Genomic DNA, 24,881 nt, shown 5'->3' with positions numbered 1-24,881 from the left:
GATGTTGCCCGCACGCTACCGCCGCCCCCCCTGTCGCACGATCGCTCCGCTGACGCTGGCCATTGCCGGCGCGCTGCTGTCGGTCGCCCTGCCTGCCGCTGCGCAGGACAGCAAGGACAACGCCACCGACCTGGCCCGCATCGAGGTCACCGGCTCCAACATCCGCCGTACCGATGTGGAAACCGCTTCGCCGGTCCAGGTCATCAGCAAGCAGGACATCCAGAACATGGGTGCGCGTACGCTGCTGCAGGTGCTCGACAACCTGCCGGCTGCCCGCCCGGCGCAGCAGGATTCGCGCTCGCTGTTCACCGGCTCCGACGGTGCCTCGCAGGCCAATCTGCGTGGGTTGGGCGCACAGGGCACGCTGGTGCTGCTGAACGGTCGTCGCCTGTCGTACTACGGCGCGCCCGCCGGCTTCCAGACCCAGTTCGTCAACATCGATGCGATCCCGGCTGCCGCCATCGAACGCATGGAAGTGCTCACCGATGGTGCTTCGGCGGTGTACGGCACCGACGCCGTGGCCGGTGTGATCAACGTGATCACCAAACGCAACTTCCAGGGCGCGGAGATCAACTTCACCAACGATACGTCATCGCGCATCGACTCCTACGGTGAGCGCCAGGCCAGCATCACCGCCGGCTTCGGCGACCTGGCCGAGAACCGCTTCAACATCTACGGTGCGGTCAACATGTACCGCCGTGATGCGATCCCGCTGCGTGATTTCTACGACAAGCGTCCTGAGCAGTACTACGTCAACAATCCCAATTACCTGACGAACCTGCGCCTGGGCGTGGGCAGCAAGCCGGGTGAGTTCAACCCGGGCAGTTACTTCGCCTTCGATCCGGTCACCGGCCGCCGCGTGCAGGAGGCCGCACCCGGGTGCAAGAACGTGCTGCAGGGCGAGGCCGCCGGTCCGCGTTGTGTCTGGGAGACCTGGATGAACAACGAGATCGACGCCGGCGCCAAGTCCGAGCGCAACACCGCCTACCTCAATGGCACCTTCCTGGTGGGCGACTCGACCGAAATCTTCGCCGAGGCGACCTACACCGACATCGATCTGCGTGCCAATGGCGGTACACCCCGCAGCTATGGCACCACCACCGGTAACCCGACCAGCTGGTTCTCCCGCGATACCGGCACTACGGTCAACCAGTTCCTGTATCCCTACCTGGGGCCGAACAACGAGTACAACCACGCCAGCCCTGAACTGAAGGCGATGATGGGCGGCGTAGTCGGCCTGCAGTACCTGCTGCAGGATGCCGGCGCCAACTACTTCGGCCAGCGCAACACCGACAAGAGCTACCGCGTGCTGACCGGTGCACGTGGCAACATGGGTGACTGGAACTGGGAAACTGCTTTTGCCACCGCCGGCACGCACTCCACCACCTACCAGACCATCAACGTCAACCTGAAGGGCTTCGAGAAGGCCTTCGGCCCCTACTCGGTGGATCCGGGTACTGGGCGGGTGATCATTTCCGATCATCCGGCATACAAGTTCGGTGAGATCAGCGAAGCCAACGCAGCGCTGATCCGCGAGGCGTTCCCGACCTTCGACATCCAGTCCTGGACGCGCCTGCACACCCTGGACGGCAAGATCGAAGGCCCGCTGTTCCAGCTGCCGGCCGGTGAGATGCGCGCCGCGTTCGGCTTCAATGCCAGCCGCGAAACCTTCTACACGCCGGGCAATGCCGACGCAGCCGCCGGCCTGATCACCCAGCAGGGCGGCTCGTGGTTCGACGGCGCACGCAACACCTATGCACTGTTCGCCGAAACGGTGGCGCCGATCACCGACAAGCTGGAACTGGATGCCGCGGTCCGCGTGGACAAATACCCGAACTTCAGCGCCAACGTCGCACCCAAGATCGGCTTCAAGTACCAGGCATTCGATCAACTGATGCTGCGCGGCACCTATTCGACCGGCTTCCGTGCGCCGAGCCTGGCCGAGTCCGGCAGCGGTGGCGTGTTCGCCCAGCTCGGTGGCTACCGCGATGAGGTGCGCTGCGCCGAGACCAACGCGATCGCCGACCTGTTGCGGCAGTCGCAGCGCGCCGGTGACGTGGACCTGGGCAAGAGCCTGGCCAACGTCGATTGCAGCCGCACCGTGGCCCGCATGACCCAGCCCAACCAGGACCTGAAGCCGGAGAAGGCCAAGATCGCCACCCTGGGCTTCGTCTACGAGCCGGCCAGCTGGCTGTCGGTGTCGGCCGACTACTGGTTCATCTACCGCAACAACGAGATCGTCGCCCCGGATTTCAGCCGTGATACCGACATCATCTCCTCCACCCGTTCGCCGATCACTGATGCCGATCGCGCAAACCTGGCCCAGCTGGCGGCGATGTGCGCCGACCCGGCCAGCGGTGTGAGCTGCCCCTCGGTCCTGCCCGGCTACAGCGTGGGCAACGTGGCCAGCGTGGTCGGCCAGTACAAGAACCGCGGCAAGACCCTGGTCGACGGCTTCGACGTGGACGCACGCAGCCGCTTCTCGCTGGGCGAGTGGGGCGGGCTGAACGTGGGCCTGGCCGCCACCATCGCCAATCGCAACCGCTACTACATGGATGAGGAAAGCGGCTGGTACTACGGCGACGTGGTGGGCTACTACAACAACCCGCGCCTGCGCGCCACGCTCAACGCCGACTGGACCTACAAGCAGGTGACCACCAGCATGTTCGTCAACTATGTGGGCGGTACCAAGTGGGCCCGTGACCGCGTGGATGAAGTGGATAACAACAAGGAGACCTGCACCGCCGGCTACCTGGCGCTGCAGGCCAGCAAGTGCGACGGCGCGCCGTCCTGGTGGACCGCCAACCTGAGCGTCACCTGGCGCCCCGATGACGCCTGGAACCTGAGCTTCACCGTCAAGAACCTGTTCGATCGGCTGCCGTTCTACGATCCGAACAGCTTCCTGGGTGACTCCAGTGACTACGCGACGATCTTCGGCCGTGGTTACAGTGTGACCATCGGTTATCGATTCAAGTAAGCAGGTTCGAGTGATCCAGCGCGCCGGTTGCGGCCGGCGCGCTTCCAAGAGGAGAGATGTTTGCCATGAAACGCAGGGAGTTCATCGCGGCCAGTGCCGCCGTCGCCGCCAGCAGCCTGTTGCCACAGACCCCGGCCTGGGCGCGCGGGCGCACGCTCCGCCTGGCCATGATCGGTACCGGCATGCGCGGCCAGGTGCTGTTGAAGGAGCTGGTGCGCCGCGACGATGTCGAGGTCATTGCACTGTGCGACATCGAGCCGATCATGCTGGGTCGTGCCGTGGACATGGTGACCAAGGCGGGCAAGCCTGCGCCGAAAACCTATGGCCAGGATCGCGACAGCAACGCCTGGAAGCGCCTTCTGGAACAGAAGGGCATCGATGGCGTGATCATCGCTACGCCGTGGGAATACCACGCGCCGATGGCGATCGCCGCCATGCAGGCGGGGGTGGCCGTAGGCTGCGAGGTGGTGGCCGGCATCACCCTGCAGGACCACTGGGATGTGCTGAAGACCCAGCTCGCGACCGGCACGCCGTACATGCTGCTGGAGAACGTCTGCTACCGCCGCGATGTGATGGCCGCCCTGCAGATGGTGCGACAGGGCCTGTTCGGCGAGCTGGTGCATCTGCAGGCCGGCTACCAGCACGACCTGCGCGGGGTGAAGTTCAACTCCGGTGATCCCAGCCAGCCTTACGACAGCGGCGTGGAATTCGGTCCCAAGGGCTGGAGCGAGGCGCGTTGGCGCACCGAGCATTCGGTGGAGCGCAACGGCGAGCTCTACCCCAGCCACAGCATCGGCCCGTGCGCGATGTACACCGGCATCAACCGCGGCAACCGCTTTACCCATATCAACGCTTTCGCGACCAAGGCACGCGGCCTGCACGAGTACACCGTGGCCAAAAGCGGTGGCACCAGCCACCCCAGCACCCAAGTGAAGTTCAAGCTGGGTGACATCGTGACCACCACGCTTGCCTGCGAGAACGGTGAGACCATCCTGCTGCAGCACGACACCTCGCTGCCTCGACCGTATTCGATGGGCTTCCGCGTGCAGGGCACCAAGGGTCTGTGGATGGACGTCAACCACTCGATCCACATTGAAGGCCGCAGCCCGCCGCACCAGTGGGAAGAGTTCAAGACCTACCAGGATCAGTACGAGCACCCGCTGTGGAAGCAGCATGCCGACACCGCGGCCAGCGCCGGTCACGGCGGCATGGACTGGTTCGTCATCCATGCGTTCGTCGAGGCACTGAAGGCCAAGGCGCCGATGCCGATCGACATCTACGATGCGGTGACCTGGAGCGCGATCACCCCGTTGTCCGAGCAGTCCATTGCCAATGGCTTCCAGACGCTGGAGTTCCCTGACTTCACCGCTGGCGCGTGGAAGCAGCGCAAGCCGATCTTCGCCTTCGACGGCACGTACTGATCCGTACACCCACGGTAGCGCCGGGCCATGCCCGGCGTTGCTGTGTGGACCGGTGTGCTCGCCCCTGTGGCGCTGGGCCTGCGCTCGGCGGCTGCCGGCTTCCAGTTCTTAGCGTGGAAGATCAGCGGCCTGCTGATTCTGGGGCCGTGCCGGTGGGCCAACAATCGATGGCCTGAGCAGGGAAAGATGGCGCGCCCGGAGGGATTCGAACCCCCGACCAATGGCTTCGGAAGCCACTACTCTATCCGGCTGAGCTACGGGCGCGTTGTAGAACCCACCGGTTGTCCGGTGGTAGGGCGGAATTCTAGCGGAGTCCACGATAAAAATCTGCCCCTGATTGCGCTGCTGGATTTCGAGCACAGAAGAACGGGCAATGTGGAACCGATGGCCGAAGCGCCCGGCCGCTCGCCCATCCGCAGGGAGGCCGACAATGAAGCCCGCTGGATCAGTCGAGAATCGCCTGATGAGATGATGGGACTCACGCTCAAGGTTGCCGGGTCCATGCGACAGGGGCATCGCCATACGCGCTCTGGCCGGTTCCTGAGTGCTCGCAATGCGGCTCGCAGTCGAACCCCTGCCCGGTATGGAGCACTTACCCGGTCGAGATGCCCCCAGCTTGGCCATGTCAGATGGCCTCGCCATCTGCAACTCCAGGCAGTTGGCGCAGCAGGCACCTAGCCGAGAATATAGCGGGCAGGGGATTCTGGAAGGCGCTTCCTCAGCAGGAACACAGTGAGACTCGTAACGGCCAGGCACAACACTGCACCGGATAGTACGAGCGCCAAACCGCTTGTTGACCATGGCCAGGAATCCTTCAATAGCGAAAGAATCGAGGGCAGGAACAACATATGGATCAAGTAAATGGCGTACGAGTTGCGTCCAAGCCAGGTGAGCACGCCGCCCTTGTGCAGGAGCGTCTGCGCATCGGCGAGGCGGATGGCCAATGCGAATAGTGCTCCTGAATACAGGAAATTCGAGACCTTGAGCTGCGAGAATGGGAAAGATCCGCCAATTGTCGCAAGCCAGTATTTACTCTCCAGCAGTCCAGCGGCGAAGGCAAGAAGCACAGCGCCAATGATGATGCGGAGCGGAATCCGTGAAGCATCGCGTCGCCACCCGGCTACCAGTCCGAGATGGTAGAAGGGGTACCAGACAAAGAAGGGCAGAGCATGAGCGGGAAAGCCCGATAGCCTGGTATTGGGTTCGATGGTCTGAAAATAATATGTGTATGCGATTCCCATAAGAGAAATGGAAATAATCACGATCCAGTGCGTTGTGAGACTCTTTAGACTCAGCAGCAAAGGAGTTAGAAGAGTGAACTGGCACAGGACTATTACGAAGTAGCCGATTCCTATTCCCGTTCCGAATACATAGCCTTTGAGCATCGTGATTGGATCTATCCCTTCACGGAACGCTCCAACGCCCAGATAGATCGTGGTCCAGACCAGATACGGCGGCAGTATTCGCAGCAATCGGGAAGAATAGAATTCTCTGATGCAGGTAATCTGCCCCTTCGGAGCAAAGAAACCTGCGGCTGCAAAAAAAAATGGGACTGCGAAGTTGGTCAGCTGTCTGATCCACATTTCCTGGGTGGCGGCGCCGGATCCTGCAGTGCCGCCTGGGAATCCGCTGCACGCATGAATCGTAACGACTGCGGCAATGGCGAGCCCTTTCCAGTTATCCCAATATGCTGATCTCATGAATCATCCTTCAAAGGAACTGCGGGACGTCGCCAGTTGGTCAGTCATGTGGTTGCAATTCAATAACGGACAAAAGGGCTGCAACGCTATCATTCCCCGATGACGTCATGAATCAATGGCGCTATCTGCGCCGCTGCAAGACGTGCAGCCGACATGCTGGGATGATGCGAGTCAAAAAGTATGGCGTTACCGCCGGGCGCGAAGTTGCATATATCGCGTTGGCAAAAGAGCCTTTGAGGGGAATACAATGTTGCCGACTTCGACAGCGTGCTCTCAAGTTCTTTCATCCCTTCGAGTTGGATGACGTGTTCGGCGCTCCCGCCGCGTGCAAGATAAGTTGGCAAGTCAGTGCGCTGGCTGATCATCGGAAACGGTCCAATTACAATGACATGCTTTCCGACACTCCTGAGGAACGACGCCGTTCTGGCAAGCTCGTTCTGCCTGGTCGCCGAGCGTGACACCGGTGATTCGAAGTATGCCGATAGAATTACGACGCCGGTTGACTTGTCATCGGCGAGGCTTTTGGCAACTTGCTTGTTCCAGTCACTGCACTGAGGGCGGTTACTCGTACCCACGCCGTTGGAGCTGGGCGGGCAGGATGAATAGGTGAGCTGCCTGACGGAAAAGCCCTGCTCACTGATAGCTTTCGCCATCTCTACACCATGGCTATCTCCCCACACTGCCACCTTGAGGCCGTTCTTGGGACCAAGCACGCAGGCTGAAGAATAGTCAGGGAGGCCTCCGTCGAAATGGCACCGAGCCCGGTCTGGACTGTAGTCGTTCCTGGCGGCGTCAAACGCGACCGTCGAGGCAGGTAGCCGGCCCGGCCATCCTCCGAGAGAGGAATAGATTGCCGAGACGAACAACAAGATCGCGGTCGAGGAAGCTGCGCCTACGAAAAGCGTTCTGCTGCCGATCTTCGTGCGATCGCGGGTGGGCGATTCAACAAACCGCCACGTGAGCCATGCAAGCAGGGACGACAGAAGGATGACGATTGCCTTGCCCAAGCTGCTTTCGAGCCAGCCCACGTTCCTAAACAGGGTGATTACTGGCCAATGCCAGAGGTACAGGGAGTAGGAAATGTGGCCAATAAAGACCAGCGGCCTTGTGCTGAGCAATCGTCCAGCGAAGCTGCTGGGCCCAGCATAGATCAGCATGGCCGCGCCTGCGGTTGGCGCGATGGCCGCATAGCCGGGGAAGGGAGTCGACTTGTCATAGACAAACACTGGAACCATGGTCAGCGCCAGTCCTATGGCGCCGATCAATCCAGAAGCCCGCGTTGGAGCAGGATTGTCTCGGGTCGAGATGTAGATGGCCAGTGCCGAACCCACCAGAAGCTCCCACGCGCGCGTAGGCAGGAGATAGAAGGCTGCCGAGGGCGATCGCGGTGTGAGATAGATGCAGGCGCCCAGTGAAAGACCGATCGCTATCAGCGTTATCGCCAGTCGATATCGACGCGCATACTTGACGGTCACAAAGAGTGCGAGGGGCGCGATCAGATAAAATTGCTCCTCGACACCCAGCGACCACATGTGCAGGAGCGGCTTGGCCTCGGAGACAGGGGAGAAGTATCCCGACTGCAGCCAGAAATTGATGTTTGCGACAAATAGCAGGGAAGACGCGACGTCGCGTCCGAACGGCTCGAACTCGCTGGGAAGCAGGATGAAAGGTGCGCAGATGATCGTGAAGAACACCACGACTGCAAGAGCAGGAAATATTCTTCTGATGCGCCGTTCGTAGAACGATAGAACACTGTAGGTGTTGTTATCAAAATCTCTCAGCAGGATTCCTGTAATCAGGAAGCCGCTGATCACGAAAAAAATATCCACACCGACGTACCCGCCGGTGATGAGCGGTATGCCTGTGTGATAAAGGAGCACGGGCAGGATAGCGATCGATCTTAGGCCATCGATATCTGCGCGGTACTTTTGCATCTGATTTCCCTGGTCGCCAACTGGGTGTTCTAGGAGAGCTGCTGCGTGAGCCGTCGAGCTTTCGCTCCGTCGGGGGCGGAATCATTCACATCTTTCGTTCTTCGCAGCGCCGGCTGCCAGGCATACAAGCGCAATGCCCAGTGTTGTATACACATTGTTGAGGGCCGATACGGAAAGGCCACTTGCCAGAACGATGAGAATGACGCAGAGCCGCTGATGGCGTTTGGCGTTCTTCATCACACCGATGAGGTAGATGAACGTCAGGGCGGTTACTGCAAGGCCATGATCGTAGATCACCCGCATATTAAAGCTATGCAGGATGACGGAATAGCAACTCCCGTTGCCGCTAAAACTGAAGAGCGATTGATAGTAGGAGAGTGACGAGCACACGTGCGCGGGAAGTGGAGAAATCCTATCGGCACCAAGTAGATAGTCCGTTGTGTCCCAGTCTCTTATCGACTCAAGGAACATCATCAGAAACCGAAATCTATCGATCGACTCGATTCCACCTTGTGAGCGATTCTCGAAAATCAGGAATGCAAACACGACTGCTGCGGTGCCGGCGATCATTCCGCCGACGACTTTTGCAGAGTTACGGGACCTGAAGTCGAACGCGAACAGAACGGCCAAGGCGGCAGCGATTGCAGCGGAGCGAGATCCGGAGAGGATGACCACGGCCAGCAGTGTGCCAGTCTGCAATCCGCTGATCTTTACACCTGAAACATGGGCGCTGAAGTAGACGAGTGACAAGAAGATGATTTCGAAGTTGTTCTCTGTCATCAGAACGGGCCGATCAATTCCGATGACCCGCTTTGCTAGATAGACACTGAAGAACATGAAAAGGCAAAGGTTCAGCAGTCGCCTGAAATCTTCCGATTTCATGGGGCCAGGTGCCCACGCGAACGGTGCGAGCAGGATCAAGTACCAGACGAATTTGTACGCCTGCGCAAAGTCCAACGGATTTGTATTCCGCAAGCCAACGGCAAGCGCCGCACCGGCGACAAGGTAGCCAATCCAGAAGAGCTGCTGAGCAAAGAGCCGATCCTTACGTGCGCCATACACCCACAGCAGGGCAGCAGACGATGCCGCGAAAACCAAGTCCAGCATGGGCTCGCCAACCGTCACGCCGGACAGTCGAGGTAGCCACGCTGTTGTCACGATGAGAATCGTTCCAAGGTAGAGTAGCGAAATTGGATACGGCCGGCGTTTGATGGTGAATGCGCTGGAAATACTCATTCTTGGAATTCACTGCTGCTTGGGCCCTTCTGCTTCAGAGAGCGAATGGCGACAGAGACAATAGAGCGGTAAAGCGATCTTGGTAGCATGAATCGCAACCAATGACGGAGCGCCACCTTGGGCGGCACTTTCGCGACAGTCACACTTTGTACCAGATCCTTCAGGACAACCAGGAAACGATGCTTGGGCTGATAATAGGAGAGCACTGTAGCTCGATATCCGATGATCTCCGCCGGTGTCATCATATGGGCGTGCTGGTTCAACCACTGGGCAGGTGCCGCTGATCCCGCATGGCGCGACGTACGTCCTACCTCGCTGATGTCCGTCCAGACGATCAAGGGTTGCTCCAGCATGCGGAACTTGGTCCCATCCACGTCCACTCTGAGGCAGAAATCAAGGTCTTGACCCTTGCGAAGCTCAGGATTGAACTTGATCCGCTTCGCGAGGCTGCTGTCCATGACGATCGTTGAGGTCTGCACGAACTGATTTGCGATGAACAGATAGCTGGCCATCGACTCATCCTCCCGGATCGGGCGGTCGGGACGTATCCACATGCGCTCGGGAACTCCACGGTCCACCTTGGCGTAAGAATAAAGCGCCGGATAGGGCGACCGACGCAGATACGCGTGGAAGAGCTCCAACTTCTCGGGTACAAAGAAGTCGTCGGAATCAAGAAATGCGATGTAAAGTCCGACTGCGGCCTCGATTCCCGTATTGCGCGCGGCCCCCCCTCCCCCGTTGGGCCGCTGTATTACACGGAAACGCCGATCCGCAAGCTGGTCTACCAACCTGGTCAGCGCGTCGACATCCTTTGATCCATCATCGACGATGATGCATTCGAAATCGGAGAACGTCTGACCCTGAACCGAAAGCAGCGTCGGGAGAATGGTTGATGAGCGATTGTAGGTGGGAATCACAATCGAAAAGAAGGGGGACATGCGTGTCTCTCATCGGCTGCTACCCGAGCCATGGGAAGTGGAGAAAGCAGAACTGCCGTGCGACTATTTTGAAGCCAGCTTGGAATGATCTGTCAGCGCGATCCACAGCGAGTGAGGCGTTGTAACGGCATATCGGACGAACAACTCCTTCGGTCGCGTGGCCAAGCGATGAACCCACTCCAGGTTGTTGCGTTGCATCCAGGCAGGAGCGCGAGGATAGTCACCGGTCACGTAGTTGAAGCACCCTCCGCAGGTGATGATCCATCGCGGCTTCAGTTTGTCGCGCCAACGAACGCAGAATTCCTGCTCCTTGGGCTTCCCCAGGCCGACCCAGAGGATATCCGCGCCGGAAGCGTTGATTGCGTCGACAACTTCCTGTTCTTCGTCCGGGGTGAAGAACCCATTGCGACGGCCAGAAATCTTCATGCCCTTGTACTGCTCTTGCAGAATGCTGGTGCATGATGAATTGACGCGCTCCTCGGATCCCAGAAGATAGAACCCAAAGCCGGTATTCTCGAATGCCCTCGAAAAATCGTGGAGCATGTCAGTTGTGGCACTGCGCTCAGGGATGGCATTGAGCTTCAATCGCTTGGACAGGGACACCAGAAATCCTCCATCGGCATGAATGATGTCGGCCTCCTGTACAAGTGAGCCAAATCTGCGATCGGTGCGTGCCAATGACAATGCGTGGCCATTAGCATCGAACACCAGCTGCGCAGGGCGCGATCGATGCGCGCAGTCGTAAAGCGCCATGTCCACCAGGTCCTGCCGTGACGCGCAAATGATGTTGAAGTCGCCAAACCGCACGGTATCGAACGTGGGCCGCTTCAGGGGAACTGTCGGTGCCGGGATGCTGGTTGCCATTGCCGCCTTTCGTCGAACTGATTAGTAGAAGTAGGGATTGGATTGCCCGATGGCGAACTTCGCTTGCCTGATCCGGCCTATGACGAAGTCCAGGAACGGGCCGCGGCGCGGCTCCATGATGTGCGTGCGCAGCTGTCGGTACTCCTTCGAAAAGACGATCCGATTGCTGGAATGCCACTGCTTGTGTGCCGAGGAGAAGTGCATGATCGCCGGTGACTCGAGGAATGACATGGACCAGCCAGGTGCGAGCTCTCCAGCCAGTTCCTTGTGCCTGAGCAGCATTGATACCTGGCAGTTGTACGTGGGATCAAGCTCGCGCCACCGTCCCCTGAGCACGGCATTCAATGCGTCCTGGTCCGGCATCCTCAGCAAGTCCGTGTTGGCGCGTAGATACGCCAGAACTTTGTCCTTGGTGCCATCAGCACGCCATTCTGCGCAGTTCAGGAGCAAGACGCCGGAATTGAAATAACGATCACCGTCCGCCAGCCCCAATCGACTTCCATCATAGAAGGGATTGATGACCGCCCCCGCCAGAACACCTTCCAGGTCGATGTTGAACAGGTCGCTAAGACTGTGTCTTACAAGAACGTCGCAGTCGAGGTACAGGACCTTATCCGCGTCGAGCAGTTCTGGAATCAATAGCCGGTAATACATGCCTCTGGAAATGTGCGTCACTTCCAGTAGGTCGCCGAACTGAGCGGGATCAATGACATGGACGGTCACATCACCGGAGCATAGTGCTTTGAGTGCACCCAGAACGCCAGCCTTTGGTTCCTTGTCCACGATGATATCAACCGAGAACTTGGTGCCCGACGCGCAGCTCTTCGCGATTGATTCTACGGCAGGGACTATGAAGTCCACATAGCGCCCATCCGCGCAGAAGCAGTAGCGCTGCGGCTCGTGGGGAATCTGTTTGTCAGCGTTCAAGGACATATTCAGCGATGCGTTTATGGTTCATGACCACATACGCCACCATCAGTGCAGCGTAGACGGCCAGGGTGTGAACAAAGCCGAGGTGAATGAAACCGTTGTAGCCAATGATCAGGAAAACGTATCCGGACAGCGCCGCCACGCAGGCCAGGTAGGGTGCCTGGTTCTTCATGAGCTGATAGAAGGCCATGCGGGTGCGCAGTCCGCAGGCGCTGGCGGCGGCGAAATAGAACAGCATTCCTGCACTCAGCCGTTGGGCCGCCATTGCGACACACGCGCCTTCCACGCCGAAGAATTGGCCGCCGATCCAGACAAAGACAATCAAGGTCAATGCATCGACCAGCGACAATATTCCTCGCTCACGGTAACGCGCCATCGCTTCGAGTGCGGAAGAGCCAAGTGGCGAAGACAGCAGTCGCGGTGGGACAGCGGCCGTCACTATCAGAGTAAGAGAAATCGCGGCATCCCACTTTCCGCTCCAGACATGACGAATGACGAATGGGAACCACACCAACAGGGAAAGGCACAAGGCCCCTGACATCAGCGAAAGCGCGTGGCCGGCCTTGTGCAGCCCTGAGCGAACTCTAGCCGCGTCGTTTCTGATCGCGGAGAAGAGCGGCAAGAGGAGATGATTCAGCGCCATTCCGATCAACTGCACCGCTGCTGCCATCAACTGATAGGAAAAGTAGAACAGCCCGAGAGCCGCTTTGCTCAGGATCAGAGACAGCACGAGGTACTCGCCTCGTGTAGCAACGTTGTTGAGATAGGAGGAAACAATCAACCACTTGCAGCGTTTGAAGAACGCTCGAAGCCTGCTTGCGCCCGGCCATAAGGGGCTTGCAATGCGCGGTTGGCCCCAGCGGTACATGAGAAATGTGACGAGCGCCAAAATCACTTGGGACGCGACAAAGCTGTAGATTCCCGCGCCAGCTGCGGCGAGCCCGGCCATGCTGAGGTTGCTGGCCAGTGCCGATACCGATTCAACTCGGGAAATACGCTTGAAGTTGAACGCGATCGCCGATCTGGCCTTGTATGGGAGTGCGGCGATGTTGAACGGCATGGTGAGCGCGAGCACTACCGTGATCCAAAGAAGCCGCGGATCGTGGTAGTGCTCAGCCATGATTGGCGCCGCCACAAGCAACAGCGCAACGCCGCTCAGATTCAGTATCTGCGCAGAGGCTGTGAGGCTTGGTGCTTGGGATTCAAAATCGTCACGATGCTCCTGCAGTATCTGATAGAGCCCGACTTCCTTGAATCCGGACGCCAGGAGATAGACGATGGAGATGATTGCAATCAGTCCGAAGTCTTCCGGAAACAGGAAGATGCCCATCACCCATTGGGCAATGAACGCAGACGCCCTGCTCGTCAGCACAATGACCAGCAGGTGGGCAAACCCCTTTTTGCCTACTTGGCTCAGATTCACGGGTTGCCCAATGCTTCGTTGAGGTATCGCTTCGAGCGCAGGATTTTACTCTCCAGATCGTCGCTGATGCTCAGGCGCGCGCCATCGCGGACAACCCGAGTGACCGCTGCCCTCACAACGTTGGGATCATTCTCCAGCACCAACAGATCAGAGGCATTGAAATCTCGCATCATGCTGACGATCCTCTCGGAGCGCCAGCCTGAGGAATAGGCGATGCAGGGACGGTCGAACTTCTGGGTGAAGATGACCCCGTGGAAGGAATCGGTCACCACATACGCCGAGTTCTGGATCGAACGCAGGAACTCCAGGGGGCCATAGTCATTTATCAGATGCGACGCCCACGCAGGTTTGTCAAAGTTCTTCTCGCCGTTGACAAAATGAACCTCCAGATTGGGGTCGGACTCCTTCAGCTGGCCAATGATGCGTTCAGCAATGGGGAAGTTTGCGGTGTCCAATGCATAGACCATGATGTATCGACCGGATGCGGCAGCACCTTCCCCATCGGACTTCAGCTCGTTGAAGTCATGGAGGAGCGTCGGGTCGACGACAACTGTCGACTCAATGCCGATCAAGTCGGCGATGATCTGTCGGCTCACCTCATTGCGAACTGCAAGCGCGTCGAAATTCTTCAGATCCGGCGCAGCCCTTGTGATTATCTCGGGCTTCTGCTCGCGCGTACCGAAGCAGGAAGCGTAACTTACCTTGCGTGGACCGCCGTGGTGAAAGCCTTGGAAGAAGTACGAATCGTACTTGGGCATGAACTTCGTATTGAAGGTCTGGTCGCTCCCGGTAAGGATCACGTCGAAGCGCGCCAAGGCGGCATTGATGGCCTCTTTGGAGGACAGTTGCGGAGCCAGCGGAAGCCTTGAACGAAAGGCGTCAAAACGTCGGTATCGCTTGGCCTGCCGAAAGCGCCTCAGGACGGCCTTGAGCGGATTCCCGCCCTTCAGCCCCATTCCTCGCCAGAACGAGGTGTTCCCCACCATATGGGCGGGGTGAGCCGTGGGTACGACAACTTCATGGCCGATACTGCTCAGGTATTGCGCAGTCGCGTATGCCTGCAGCAGGCCGCCATAGTTGTAATTGAATGAATAGGTCAGAAGCAGCACGTTCATTGCTTGTGCTCCAAGTCCGGGAAGTGAGCAATGTCCGCCAATGGTCGACGCTCTGATCGAGCCACGCTGTACTCGTCCTTGAGTGGCCCGATGGCAACCATCATGATGATGCTCTCCGAGTCCGGGATATATCCCAACTTGCGGATCCCGATGTCCCGCGTGATGGGCGCAGACCAGTTAAGCGGGCACGCTCCGTATCCCTGCGCGTGAATGCCGAGCAGGAAGTTCTGCGCGAACAGGCCGCCATCGATCCAGTGTTGGTAGCGCTCAGTCGGTTCAAGCATCTCGGCGATATCCACTGTCACGATTGCAATGACGGCGGCAGTGTCTCCGAAGCCGCGATTTCCCTTCTGATAGCTCAGTGCCTTTCGCTTCTGCTCTTCGGTCGTAAGAAAATAGAGTCGGCCAGCCTGGCGATTGCACACGCACGGCGCAAACTGGGCCGCCTGAGCTGCCTTCAACAACACCTCTTGTGGCACGGCTCCATCGCCGAAGCCGCGCACTGAGCTGCGGCTGCGCAGGAAGGCTAGATGGATCTCAGAGTCTTGCTGCCGCACTTTCATATGCTTGAGAGCCGAGCCGGAGGGCGCAAATCCTGCATTGCGAGCGCTGACGACCGACTGCGTTACGTGCGAAGGCGAAGGTGTACCCATCTCCGCGTTGAAAGCCATGTAAGTATCAAGGGCGTCTGCGGACAGTTGCACTTCATGTGCGCAGATGCCATCCCGCATGGCCCGCTCCATTTGATCGCCAAGATCCTTGGTCATCTCGGCGCCGAATCCTGGCCGCGGCTGAGGCAACGCTAGACCTTTCTCCACCATATGGTAGTACTTGGTCATGAGGGCGCCACGCGTGGCCGGATGCGTGCGCGTTCTCAGGGTGCCGCTGAATCTGACGAAACGGTAGATGTCATACGAGTAGACTTTCGCGTAGCCATAGGCCACTTTTATAAATTCAGTTAGCTTTTTCATATGGCTGTCGTGCCGATGGCGGAATGAGGGTGGTTTTCACGCAGCATCGCGCGTCACCAGGAATCCGCGGCCTTGGGGGTGAGAGTGGCATTGGCGATTACAATTCAGTCCGAACCGAAAAGGTCGCGCGTGTAGACTTTCTTCGCGACATCCTGAAGTTCGCCAGAAACTCGGTTGGCTACAATTACATCAGCCTTGCGCTTGAACTCAGGCAGGTCGTTGACAACGCGGGAGCGGTAGAATTCTCCATCGCGGAGTGATGGTTCGTAGACTATGACTTCAATTCCTTTCGCCTTGATTCGCTTCATGACGCCTTGAATGGCTGAGGCGCGGAAGTTGTCAGATCCGGCCTTCATGACAAGTCTGTAGATACCAACAGTCTTCGGGGCTTGTCGAATGATGGCATCGGCAATGAAATCCTTGCGCGTGCGATTTGATTCGACAATGGCGTGAATCAGGTTCTGAGGCACGTCGCTGTAATTGGCCAGCAACTGCTTCGTGTCCTTCGGTAGGCAATAGCCGCCATACCCGAACGATGGGTTGTTGTAATGATTGCCGATGCGCTGATCGAGGCTGACCCCTTCGATGATCTGGCGGGTATCAAGGCCGCGGGAGCTGGCATAAGTGTCCAGCTCATTGAAATAGGCGACACGCATGGCCAGGTAAGTATTGGCGAAAAGCTTAATGGCCTCCGCCTCGGTGGCATCGGTAAACAAGGTGGCGATCTCCTTGCGGATGGCGCCCTCTTTCAGCAGTTCTGCGAACTCGGTTGCACGCGCTGAGCGTTCGCCCACGATGATGCGGCTTGGATGAAGGTTGTCATACAGTGCTTTTCCTTCCCGCAGAAATTCGGGGGAAAAGATAATGTTATCGGTTCTGAAGCGGGCCTTCAGGGCGGCCGTGCATCCTACCGGCACAGTCGACTTGATGACCATTATCGCATTCGGATTCGTGGCAACGACATCCTGGATGACGGACTCGACCGAAGACGTGTTGAAGCAATTGCTGTCTGGATCGTAATCGGTCGGAGTTGCGATAATGACGAAGCGTGCGTCTTTGTAGGCGACCTCTCGGTCAAGAGTCGCGCTCAGTTTCAGAGGCTTGTTCGCCAGAAAATCTTCGATCTCCCGGTCTTCGATCGGGGACCGGCGGGAGTTGATGAGCTCGACACGGCCTGCATCGATATCTAACGCGACAACTTCATGGTGTTGCGCCAAGAGCACAGCGTTGGACAGGCCAACGTAGCCTGTTCCGGCAACGGCAATCTTCACTTCAGCATCCTTCTCTGGCGTTGCACTACGTCAGTCGTGCCAACTGGGGGAGGCAGGGTAGACGCGGTGTGGCCGTCGCGCCCCTCGGCGTCGGTCATTCCAAGGTCCTTGTTCATTTATGTATAGGGGCGTTCATTTTGGGGTTGCACAACGCGTGCAGCCCAAAGCGAAGATTGAATCGTACTACAGCGAAGCTGGCCTATCGCTGGACCGAGAAGGCCCGCTGGCGCCCAGGTGGTTAGTCAATTGCACTTGACTTTGTTGCGCAGGGTGTGGTTGTCGCCCCGCTCCCTTCGGGCCAAGGCTTCGCTGTGCCTGGCAATCTAGTACACTGATGCGCTGGCTAGATTTTGCGGTCACCCTGAACACCCAAGCCTTTGATCGAGCAGTGAATCGTGGCCGCGCCACTGCGTCTCCTCATTTTGAAGTGGAAGCGATGACAAGACAGACGGAAGCCCGAGCAATCAAGGACGATGAGATCGATCTCCGAGAGATCCTTGGCACGATTCTCGACCGGAAGTGGTTGATTGCGGCGGTCACGGGGCTCTTCTTCGTGGTGGGGACGTTGTATGCACTGCTCGCCACTCCGGTCTACCAGGCCCAATCGATGGTGCAGGTGGAGTCCAAGATGCCCGGCATCCCCGGGCTTTCCGAGCTCACTTCGATCGGCGTGACAGGTGCGAGCCCGGCAGCAACCACCGAAGTTGCGCTGCTCACCTCACGTAGCGTGATCGGCAAGGCCGTGGATGACCTGCGTCTGGATATCAGCGTGGCTCCGTACCGGTTTCCTTTGCTGGGCGACTATTTTGCGCGCCGCTTCATGCCCGAGAAGTCGGGTGAAGTAGCACCTGCCAAGTTTGGTGCAGAGAGTTACGGATGGGGCGGAGAATTGCTTGACGTCCAGCGGCTCGACGTCCCTGAAGCTCTGATCAATCGGGAGCTGGTGCTGCGTGCTGCCACGGATGGCGCGTTCGTCCTGGAAGATGACGACGGCCGCGTCTTGCTCAAGGGGAAGGCGGGAGAAAGTGCCCAGGGGGGGGGAGTGACCATTGAGGTGGCGCAACTGCGTGCATCGCCTGGTACACGCTTCAGGGTCATCAAGCTCCGTCGCCTGGATGTGATTTCTGGCCTGCAACAGGCTGTGGTTGCCGCCGAGCAGGGCAAGGACTCGGGCATCCTCAAAGTTACATTCGAGAACGAAGATCCCGAACTGGCCGAATCTGTTGTTCAGCGTGTTGCCCAGGCCTATGTGCGTCAGAACGTTGATCGTGGGTCTGCAGAAGCGGCGGCACAGCTTCAGTTTGTGAAGGAGCAACTCCCCATCGTGCGCAAGCAGGTGGAAGAAGCTCAGCAGGCGATGACCAACTACCAGTCACGCGCCAATTCCGTTGACATCACCATGCAGACCAAAGGTCTCCTGGATCAGGAAGTGGCTGTGGAGGGCAGCATCCAGCAGCTGCGCTTGAAGCAGGCCGAGATGGATCGGAGTTTCACGCGAGAGCACCCCGCCTACCGTGCACTGCTGCGCCAGATCAGCGAACTTGAGAGCCGGAAGTCCGGCTTCCAGCGCCAGGTAAGTAGCCTGCCGGATACGCAACAGGAGTTGCTGCGCTTGACCCGCGACCTGCAGGTGAGCAATGAGCTTTACACCGCGCTGTTGAACCAGGCGCAGCAATTGGATGTCGCCCGCGCAGGCACGGTCGGCAACGTGCGCATCGTGGATCCGGCCGTAGTTGATACAACCAATCCGGTGAAGCCGCGTAAGGCCCTGATCATTGCTATTGCTACGCTGCTGGGCGCTTTCCTGTCCACCGCCTTTGTCTTCCTCCAGCGTATGCTCAACCCCGGCATCGAAGACCCAGCCGACATCGAGGCCATGGGCTTGCCGGTCTACGCGGCCATCCCGCTCAGTGCGTCCAGCACGCTGCCAAAGCTGCGCAAGGGCAAGCACGGAACGCGCGTAATCGCCGATGGTCGCCAGCATCTGCTGGCCGTTTCAGCTCCCGCTGATCCGACGGTGGAAGCGCTACGCAGCCTTCGTACCAGCCTGCATTTCGCCATGCTGGAAGCGAAGAACAACATCCTGACCATCTCGGGTCCACGTCCTGGGGTGGGCAAGACCTTCGTTTCGGCCAACTTGGCGGCAGTAATCGCGCAGGCAGGGCAGCGTGTGCTGGTGATCGATGCCGACATGCGCAAAGGCACGCTCCATAACATTCTCGGCGTGTCGCATCAGAACGGTTTGTCGGACGTGCTGGGCGGCAAGCTCAGCGTTGAAGACGTGATCCACCCGGTATCCGGCTTGGAAAGCATGCACTACATGGTGCGTGGCAACATTCCACCGAACCCGGCCGAGCTGCTGATGCACCCACGCTTCGCGCAGCTCCTGCAGGACATGTCGAACAAGTACGACCTGGTGATCGTTGATACGCCGCCAATCCTGGCCGTCACCGATCCGGCGCTGGTGGCGACCCATGCCGGCTCGAGTCTGCTGGTAACCCGCTTTGGCGTGAATCAGGCCAAGGAGATCGAACTGACACTGCAGCGCTTTGAGCAGAACGGCGTGCAGATCAAGGGTGCAATCTTCAACGCCGTCGAGAAGCGTGCCACTGGCTACTACAGCTATGGCTACTATGAATACAAAACCGACGGCAAGGAGTAATTCCCTGCCATCGGAGGGATGAGGAAGCCGACGGCAAGGTGTCGGCCCTCTGTGTGTTTCGTGGGCGAGGATGCTCCGGGCACCATTCACATCAAGGAAGGCCCCGATGCGTGACATTCTCATCTGTGGCGGTGCCGGCTACATCGGTAGCCACATGGCCCAGCACTTGGCCGAGCAAGGGCACCGCGTCACGGTGTTCGACAATCTGTCCACCGGGCATCGCGAAGCCGTCGCCTGGGGGGAGTTGGTTGAGGGCGACTTGCTGGATGCCGCATCGTTGCAGCGGCTGTTTGCCGGCCGTCGCTTCGATGCAGTGATGCACTTCGCCGCACAGTCGTTGGTTGGTGAATCCGTACGTGATCCCTACGCGTACTATGCCAACAATGTCGGCGGAACAATCAACCTGCTGCAGGCAATGCGCAAACATGGCACTGAGCGCATCGTGTTCTCGTCTACGGCAGCGATCTTTGGTGAGCCGTGCTCAGCGCTGATCGATGAAGACCATCGCAAACAGCCCATCAACCCCTACGGCGCCAGCAAGCAAATGGCCGAGCGCGTACTTGCAGACGCTGCTGCCGCATACGGCTTGCGTTCCGTGAGCCTGCGTTACTTCAACGCTGCCGGGGCGCTGCCGGAACATGGGATCGGGGAGGCGCACCGCTGCGAGACTCATCTGATACCCAATGTGCTGCGTTCGATGCTTGGCCAAGCAGGACGTCTCCAGGTATTCGGACGCGATTACGACACCCCCGACGGCACTTGTGTGCGGGATTACGTCCACGTGCAGGATCTTGCCCGAGCTCATGCGCTGGCACTGGACTACATGGACACGGAGCCCGGTGCACATGCGTTCAACCTTGGTAACGGGCAGGGTTTCTCTGTGCTGGATGTGATCCAGACAGCTGCGACCGTATCCGGCATGCAGGTCCCCTACGACATCGCTGATCGACGTCCAGGTGATCCTGCGCGATTGGTGGCGTCCGGCGAGCGGGCGCGCCGGTTGCTGGGATGGCAACCGACATGGACCGAACTGGCGCCAATCATCGAGAGTGCATGGCGCTGGCATCGTGAGCCTGCAGTATGGGGCAGGGTCTGAGTTCAGCGCTGTCATGCCGTGCGCATCGGCGTATCATCGGCGAATGATGCAAGACCGTGCCCCCTTTGCCGACATTCCGCGCTGGCGGCATTACTGGAGTCTGATGCGCGCGGATCGTCCGATCGGCACGTTGCTGCTGCTGTGGCCCACCTGGTGGGCGCTGTGGCTGGCGGCAGGCGGCATGCCGCCGCTGTGGACCCTGTTCGTGTTCACCGCAGGTGTCTGGCTGACCCGCTCGGCGGGGTGTGTCATCAATGACTACGCCGATCGCTGGCTCGACCCGCATGTGGAGCGCACCAAGGCCCGTCCGCTGGCGACGGGGGCGATCAGTGGCCGTGCCGCGCTGGTGCTGTTCGCGGTACTGATGCTGGTGGCATTCGGACTGGTGCTGACCCTGAACGGGCTGACCATCGGCATGAGCTTCATCGGCGTGTTCCTGGCCGCCAGCTATCCCTACCTGAAGCGCTATACGCACCTGCCGCAGGTCTATCTGGGCATGTCGTTCGGCTGGGGTATTCCCATGGCATTCGCCGCGGTGCAGGGCGAAGTGCCGCTGCTGGGCTGGCTGCTGTACGCCGGCAACATCCTCTGGTCGACCGCGTATGACACCTGGTACGCCATGGTCGACCGCGAGGACGACCTGAAGATGGGCTCGCGCTCCACGGCGATCCTGTTCGGGGACCTGGATCTGGTGATCCAAGGGGTGCTCTACGCCCTGTTCCTGGCGACCATGGCGCTGGTCGGTGTGCGCGCCGGCCTGGGGAGCTGGTACCTGTCCGGCCTGGCGGTGGCTGCGGCGCTGGTGGTGTACGAATTCTGGATCTGCCGCAACCGCGAGCGGGGGCCATGCTTCAAGGCGTTCCTGCACAACAACTGGGTCGGCGCGGCGCTGTTCGCCGGTATCGCGCTGGATCTGGCGCTGCGCTGACAGGCGCAGCCGGGCAGGGGCGCGATGCCGTCCTACGACCAATAGGCGACTGACAGTCCCCGCCGCGAGGCCGAGAATCGAGCCATCGAACCTGGGAGGGTAGGTGATGGCCTCGACGGCAGCAGTACAGGATGGCTGGATGGCGCGCGCAGCGCTGCGCTCGGCCTCCTGGGCGGAAAAGTGGTTCCCTGATGCCTACGTGTTCGCGGTGCTGGGCGTGGTCATCGTCGCCCTGGCAGCCATCGGCTTCGGTTCCACGCCGCAGACCACGGCCAGTGCCTTTGGCGATGGCTTCTGGAGCCTGATTCCGTTCACCATGCAGATGGCCTTCGTGGTGATCGGCGGTTATGCCGTGGCCACCGCGCCTGTGGTGGCGCGCTTCATCGAACTGCTGGCGCGGGTGCCGCGCACGGGGCGCGGTGCGGTGGTCTATGTAGGCCTGGTCAGCATGCTGGCTTCGCTGCTCAGCTGGGGCTTCTCGCTGGTGTTCGGCGGTCTGCTGGTGCGTGCATTGGCGCGCCGGACCGATCTGCGCATGGACTACCGCGCAGCGGGTGCCTCCGCCTACCTCGGCCTGGGCGCGGTCTGGGCGATGGGCCTGAGTTCTTCGGCTGCGCAGCTGCAGGCGAACCCGGCCAGCATGCCGCCGGGGCTGGTGGAGATCACCGGCGTACTGCCCTTCACTGAAACCATCTTCCTGTGGCAGTCGATCGTGCTGACCGCGGCGTTGATCCTGGTGTCACTGCTGATTGCCTGGTTGACTGCGCCGGCGACTGGCAGTGCGCGCACCGCTGAATCGTTTCCCGGTGCGGCGCAGGCCGAGCCTGAGCCGCTGCAGCGCCGCACCCGCCCCGGCGAATGGCTCGAATACAGCCCGCTGCTGACCGTGCTGCTCTCGTTGCTGGCCTTCGGCTGGCTGTTCAACGAGTTCGCCAACAAGCCGGTGGTGACCGCGATCGCCAACCTCAATACCTACAACTTCCTGTTCATCTCGCTCGGCCTGCTGCTGCACTGGCGCCCGCGCAGCTTCCTCAACGCGGTGGCCAAGGCGGTGCCCAGCACGACCGGTGTGCTGATCCAGTTCCCGCTGTATGGCGGCATCGCGATGATCCTCACCCACGCGGCCGGCGCCGATGGGCAGACGCTGGCGCACCGGCTGTCCAGCCTGTTCGTGCACATCGCCAGCACCGATACGTTCGCTCTGGTGATGGGCGTGTACTCGGCGGTCCTGGGCTTCTTCGTTCCCTCCGGCGGCGGCAAGTGGATCATCGAAGCACCGTACGTGATGCAGGCGGCCAACGAACTGAAGGCGCACCTGGGCTGGGCTGTGCAGGTGTACAACGCCGCCGAAGCACTGCCGAACCTGATCAATCCGTTCTGGATGCTGCCGCTGCTGGGCGTGCTGGGCCTGAAGGCCCGCGACATCGTCGGCTTCACCTTCATCCAGCTGCTGGTGCACATCCCGCTGGTGCTGGGCCTGCTGTGGTTGCTGGGCATGACGCTGGATTACGTGCCGCCTGTGATGCCATGAGGTGCTGCGCCCGCTGCGCGGCCGGGCCGGGCGGGCGCCGCTGAATGGGTCACAGCCTCTGCGGGCATGAGCACATGCCGAACCCGCATGAATCCTTCAGCCGCTTGCGGCACAAGGGGCCACGCCGGTTCATTCACGCGCATGCACATTTCTGTAGCTGCGTCACAACGCATGGTTAACCCACCGCTGCAGACGATGGCCGCAACCACCGCATTCCGCGAGTGGCACTGGAGACACCGCAATGGGCCAGCACAATCAGAACCAGCAGAACCAGCAGAACCAGAAGCAGCAGGATCAGCAGGATCAGCAGGGGCGCGGTCGCGATCAGCAGCAGCAACAGCAGCAGGAACAGCAGCAGCGCGGCCAGCGCAACCAGCAGCAGGGCGGGCAGGACGAGGAAGAGTGACCCTCGCGTCCCTGTCCAGCATCGCCTGAAGCCCCGCCTTGTGCGGGGCTTCTCATTCCAGTGTGCCGATCCGCTCCAGCACGGGCGCCGCCGACATGTCGTTGGGATTGGTACCCGGTACGCCCTGCGGTACGTCCATGCCCATGCTGCGGTAGAGGTCGATCCAATGCCGGGCGATCTTCCCGGTCTGCGGATTGCGGAAGTTCATCGGCTGCAGCGCGAATACATGGTGGGCACGGAAGGCACGCTCGATGAAGTCCGAGCAGTAGTAGCTGTCATCGTTCGGCACGTAGGAGGCGTTGTAGGGCCTTCCAAGCAGGGTACGCGCGGTGGCGACGGCGTCGCCGATGGCAGCGTTGTGCGGTGCGCGCAGGCGGTAGACCACGATCTGCCGCAGCCGGGCGCGCGCCTCCTGCTGGAACGTAGCCAACGTCTGCCGGCGCGAGCCCTTCTCGTCCGCATGCAGCACTTCCCAGCCCTGCGTCGTGGCGGCCACCAGGCCAACATGATCGAAACCGGGATGAGCCTGCGTACCGGTCGCATCATCGATGGCAGCGCTCAGGCCACTTTGCCCTGCGGTGACGAACAGCAGGTCGCCCTCCTGGAGATCCACGGCCGTCGCCGCGGCAGCGGGCAACAACAGGGCGAACAACAGCAGGATGCGGCGCATGGAGGGTCCGGCAACGGGAGGGAGCGCCATTGTAGGTTCCTGCACGGCACACGGCCCGTTCAGCCCCGCCGATGCGGTACGGCGCGTACCTCCCAGCCCAATTCCGCATCCCGCAGCTCACCCGCGGGTACATCTCCCATCAGCACCTGCAATCCCCGTGCGTTGGGCAGGTCCTTCTGTTCGGGGAACCAGCGCCGGTCGGCGGCAACGACGATCAGCAGGCCTTCGTCATCGCCCATCGGTGCGAACTGGGCCGAGGGCGCGCTGATCGGTTCCAGGCCGAAGCGCCCGGCGGCCTGCAGGCGCACCGAATCGACATCGTGGCTGGGCAGGCCGACTTCGCTCAGGCAGGTCATCTCACTGCCATGGAAGGCGCCCTCCTGCGGACTGCACGGAAGCCGGCGCCGGCCGATCAGCTCCAGGATCAGTCCATCCGGGCCGGTGAAGTACACCGACTGCGATTGCCAGCTGCTTTCCAGCGCGAAGTAGTCCAGTCCTGCCGGGTTGCGCTGCAGCGGCGTACGCTCGCGCAGCCAGGTCATGGCGGCCGCGAAACGGTTGTCCGGCACGTTGAAGGCCAGGTGCACGCCGCCGACCGCGACGTCCTCGGCCAGCCGCAGCTCGATCGTGCTCCAGCCGATGTGGATGCGGTTGCCGCTGACCGGCAGCTGCAACACATCGCGGAAATAGGCCGCCACCCCGGTGACGTCGGATACCGGTAGGGTGAGATGCAACAGACGCATGGTCTCTCCGCCTCGAAGCGTGCGCTGACAGTGTAGTGGCACGGGCCTTCGCGCGCCGTCGTCAT

At 60.1% G+C, this 24,881-nt stretch carries 19 protein-coding genes and 1 tRNA gene; 7 read left to right on the top strand and 13 right to left on the bottom strand.

Translation table 11 applies throughout. The features are described from left to right. Nucleotide 1: 1 nt before the first annotated feature. Together ACZK08_RS18460 and ACZK08_RS18455 are read left to right on the top strand one after the other, a co-directional pair. Entirely contained in the window at nucleotides 2-2,977 is a 2,976-nt protein-coding gene (locus ACZK08_RS18460) for a TonB-dependent receptor domain-containing protein (RefSeq protein WP_065181474.1), read from the top strand. Nucleotides 2,978-3,042: 65 nt separating this feature from the next. Then, complete coding sequence (locus ACZK08_RS18455) at nucleotides 3,043-4,398, top strand: Gfo/Idh/MocA family protein (RefSeq protein ID WP_065181620.1); 1,356 nt, start codon at nucleotides 3,043-3,045, stop codon at nucleotides 4,396-4,398. Between the two features lie 187 nt (nucleotides 4,399-4,585). Here the strand turns inward: ACZK08_RS18455 and ACZK08_RS18450 are convergent. The 11 genes from ACZK08_RS18450 to ACZK08_RS18400 all read right to left on the bottom strand — a co-directional run bounded on the left by ACZK08_RS18450 (nucleotide 4,586) and on the right by ACZK08_RS18400 (nucleotide 16,780). Further along, a tRNA-Arg gene (locus ACZK08_RS18450) sits at nucleotides 4,586-4,662 on the bottom strand. 410 nt (nucleotides 4,663-5,072) lie between these two features. Next, a complete protein-coding gene (locus tag ACZK08_RS18445; RefSeq protein WP_478053512.1) occupies nucleotides 5,073-6,098 on the bottom strand; it encodes an acyltransferase family protein in 1,026 nt (341 codons plus the stop codon). 89 nt (nucleotides 6,099-6,187) lie between these two features. Beyond that, a complete protein-coding gene (locus ACZK08_RS18440) occupies nucleotides 6,188-8,032 on the bottom strand; it encodes an acyltransferase family protein (RefSeq protein ID WP_065181476.1) in 1,845 nt (614 codons plus the stop codon). A gap of 81 nt (nucleotides 8,033-8,113) precedes the next feature. Next, a complete protein-coding gene (locus ACZK08_RS18435) occupies nucleotides 8,114-9,268 on the bottom strand; it encodes a hypothetical protein (protein ID WP_065181477.1) in 1,155 nt (384 codons plus the stop codon). Next, a complete protein-coding gene (locus ACZK08_RS18430; protein ID WP_065181478.1) occupies nucleotides 9,265-10,206 on the bottom strand; it encodes a glycosyltransferase family 2 protein in 942 nt (313 codons plus the stop codon). Before ACZK08_RS18430 ends, ACZK08_RS18435 begins: the two co-directional genes overlap by 4 nt. 63 nt (nucleotides 10,207-10,269) lie before the next feature. After that, nucleotides 10,270-11,070, bottom strand: coding sequence for a WecB/TagA/CpsF family glycosyltransferase (locus tag ACZK08_RS18425; protein ID WP_065181479.1), 801 nt, complete (start codon nucleotides 11,068-11,070; stop codon nucleotides 10,270-10,272). A gap of 21 nt (nucleotides 11,071-11,091) precedes the next feature. Further along, nucleotides 11,092-11,997, bottom strand: a complete 906-nt coding sequence (locus ACZK08_RS18420) for a glycosyltransferase family 8 protein (RefSeq protein ID WP_196768729.1) — start codon at nucleotides 11,995-11,997, stop codon at nucleotides 11,092-11,094. Further along, a complete protein-coding gene (locus ACZK08_RS18415; protein ID WP_065181481.1) occupies nucleotides 11,987-13,423 on the bottom strand; it encodes an oligosaccharide flippase family protein in 1,437 nt (478 codons plus the stop codon). The genes ACZK08_RS18420 and ACZK08_RS18415 overlap by 11 nt, the downstream gene beginning before the upstream one ends. After that, nucleotides 13,420-14,538 carry a polysaccharide pyruvyl transferase family protein gene (locus tag ACZK08_RS18410; RefSeq protein WP_065181482.1) on the bottom strand — a complete coding sequence of 373 codons (1,119 nt, stop codon included), beginning with the start codon at nucleotides 14,536-14,538 and terminating at the stop codon, nucleotides 13,420-13,422. Before ACZK08_RS18410 ends, ACZK08_RS18415 begins: the two co-directional genes overlap by 4 nt. Then, complete coding sequence (locus ACZK08_RS18405; protein WP_081284358.1) at nucleotides 14,535-15,509, bottom strand: nitroreductase family protein; 975 nt, start codon at nucleotides 15,507-15,509, stop codon at nucleotides 14,535-14,537. Before ACZK08_RS18405 ends, ACZK08_RS18410 begins: the two co-directional genes overlap by 4 nt. A 104-nt stretch (nucleotides 15,510-15,613) precedes the next feature. Then, a complete protein-coding gene (locus tag ACZK08_RS18400; RefSeq protein WP_065181483.1) occupies nucleotides 15,614-16,780 on the bottom strand; it encodes a nucleotide sugar dehydrogenase in 1,167 nt (388 codons plus the stop codon). A gap of 436 nt (nucleotides 16,781-17,216) precedes the next feature. Between ACZK08_RS18400 and ACZK08_RS18395 the strand changes: the two genes are divergently transcribed. The 5 genes from ACZK08_RS18395 (at nucleotide 17,217) to ACZK08_RS18375 (ending at nucleotide 23,403) form a co-directional block, all read left to right on the top strand. Beyond that, the gene (locus ACZK08_RS18395) at nucleotides 17,217-19,442 is read left to right on the top strand and encodes a polysaccharide biosynthesis tyrosine autokinase (RefSeq protein ID WP_065181484.1); all 2,226 of its coding nucleotides are present in this window, start codon (nucleotides 17,217-17,219) and stop codon (nucleotides 19,440-19,442) included. A 106-nt stretch (nucleotides 19,443-19,548) separates the two neighbouring features. Next, nucleotides 19,549-20,538: a UDP-glucose 4-epimerase GalE gene (gene galE, locus ACZK08_RS18390; RefSeq protein WP_065181485.1), complete on the top strand. Its 990-nt coding sequence runs from the start codon at nucleotides 19,549-19,551 to the stop codon at nucleotides 20,536-20,538. Between the two features lie 46 nt (nucleotides 20,539-20,584). Continuing rightward, a complete protein-coding gene (gene ubiA, locus ACZK08_RS18385) occupies nucleotides 20,585-21,466 on the top strand; it encodes a 4-hydroxybenzoate octaprenyltransferase (RefSeq protein ID WP_428992314.1) in 882 nt (293 codons plus the stop codon). Between the two features lie 106 nt (nucleotides 21,467-21,572). Further along, the gene (locus ACZK08_RS18380) at nucleotides 21,573-22,997 is read left to right on the top strand and encodes a short-chain fatty acid transporter (protein WP_180875604.1); all 1,425 of its coding nucleotides are present in this window, start codon (nucleotides 21,573-21,575) and stop codon (nucleotides 22,995-22,997) included. Nucleotides 22,998-23,238: 241 nt separating this feature from the next. Continuing rightward, nucleotides 23,239-23,403, top strand: a complete 165-nt coding sequence (locus ACZK08_RS18375) for a hypothetical protein (RefSeq protein ID WP_180875603.1) — start codon at nucleotides 23,239-23,241, stop codon at nucleotides 23,401-23,403. Between the two features lie 52 nt (nucleotides 23,404-23,455). Here ACZK08_RS18375 and ACZK08_RS18370 read toward each other — a convergent pair whose 3' ends face one another. Both ACZK08_RS18370 and ACZK08_RS18365 read right to left on the bottom strand, forming a co-directional pair. Next, on the bottom strand, nucleotides 23,456-24,073 hold the full coding sequence (locus ACZK08_RS18370; RefSeq protein WP_065181487.1) for a YiiX/YebB-like N1pC/P60 family cysteine hydrolase: 618 nt from the start codon (nucleotides 24,071-24,073) through the stop codon (nucleotides 23,456-23,458). A 59-nt stretch (nucleotides 24,074-24,132) separates the two neighbouring features. Further along, nucleotides 24,133-24,816, bottom strand: coding sequence for a VOC family protein (locus ACZK08_RS18365; RefSeq protein WP_065181488.1), 684 nt, complete (start codon nucleotides 24,814-24,816; stop codon nucleotides 24,133-24,135). Nucleotides 24,817-24,881: the final 65 nt, after the last annotated feature.

This window comes from Stenotrophomonas sp. 112478_Sma (assembly GCF_056479905.1).
The sequence above is the reverse complement of the archived record's forward strand: the minus strand, read 5'-3'. Positions and strand labels throughout refer to the sequence as shown.

What these genes read in the sequence shown, in the direction of transcription:
- ACZK08_RS18460 (WP_065181474.1), top strand. Translation starts at nt 2, where the DNA reads ATGTTGCCCGCACGCTACCGCCGCCCCCCCTGTCGCACGATCGCTCCG.
- ACZK08_RS18455 (WP_065181620.1), top strand. Translation starts at nt 3,043, where the DNA reads ATGAAACGCAGGGAGTTCATCGCGGCCAGTGCCGCCGTCGCCGCCAGC.
- ACZK08_RS18445 (WP_478053512.1), bottom strand. Translation starts at nt 6,098, where the DNA reads ATGAGATCAGCATATTGGGATAACTGGAAAGGGCTCGCCATTGCCGCA.
- ACZK08_RS18440 (WP_065181476.1), bottom strand. Translation starts at nt 8,032, where the DNA reads ATGCAAAAGTACCGCGCAGATATCGATGGCCTAAGATCGATCGCTATC.
- ACZK08_RS18435 (WP_065181477.1), bottom strand. Translation starts at nt 9,268, where the DNA reads ATGAGTATTTCCAGCGCATTCACCATCAAACGCCGGCCGTATCCAATT.
- ACZK08_RS18430 (WP_065181478.1), bottom strand. Translation starts at nt 10,206, where the DNA reads ATGTCCCCCTTCTTTTCGATTGTGATTCCCACCTACAATCGCTCATCA.
- ACZK08_RS18425 (WP_065181479.1), bottom strand. Translation starts at nt 11,070, where the DNA reads ATGGCAACCAGCATCCCGGCACCGACAGTTCCCCTGAAGCGGCCCACG.
- ACZK08_RS18410 (WP_065181482.1), bottom strand. Translation starts at nt 14,538, where the DNA reads ATGAACGTGCTGCTTCTGACCTATTCATTCAATTACAACTATGGCGGC.
- ACZK08_RS18405 (WP_081284358.1), bottom strand. Translation starts at nt 15,509, where the DNA reads ATGAAAAAGCTAACTGAATTTATAAAAGTGGCCTATGGCTACGCGAAA.
- ACZK08_RS18395 (WP_065181484.1), top strand. Translation starts at nt 17,217, where the DNA reads ATGACAAGACAGACGGAAGCCCGAGCAATCAAGGACGATGAGATCGAT.
- galE (WP_065181485.1), top strand. Translation starts at nt 19,549, where the DNA reads ATGCGTGACATTCTCATCTGTGGCGGTGCCGGCTACATCGGTAGCCAC.
- ubiA (WP_428992314.1), top strand. Translation starts at nt 20,585, where the DNA reads ATGCAAGACCGTGCCCCCTTTGCCGACATTCCGCGCTGGCGGCATTAC.
- ACZK08_RS18380 (WP_180875604.1), top strand. Translation starts at nt 21,573, where the DNA reads ATGGCCTCGACGGCAGCAGTACAGGATGGCTGGATGGCGCGCGCAGCG.
- ACZK08_RS18375 (WP_180875603.1), top strand. Translation starts at nt 23,239, where the DNA reads ATGGGCCAGCACAATCAGAACCAGCAGAACCAGCAGAACCAGAAGCAG.
- ACZK08_RS18370 (WP_065181487.1), bottom strand. Translation starts at nt 24,073, where the DNA reads ATGCGCCGCATCCTGCTGTTGTTCGCCCTGTTGTTGCCCGCTGCCGCG.
- ACZK08_RS18365 (WP_065181488.1), bottom strand. Translation starts at nt 24,816, where the DNA reads ATGCGTCTGTTGCATCTCACCCTACCGGTATCCGACGTCACCGGGGTG.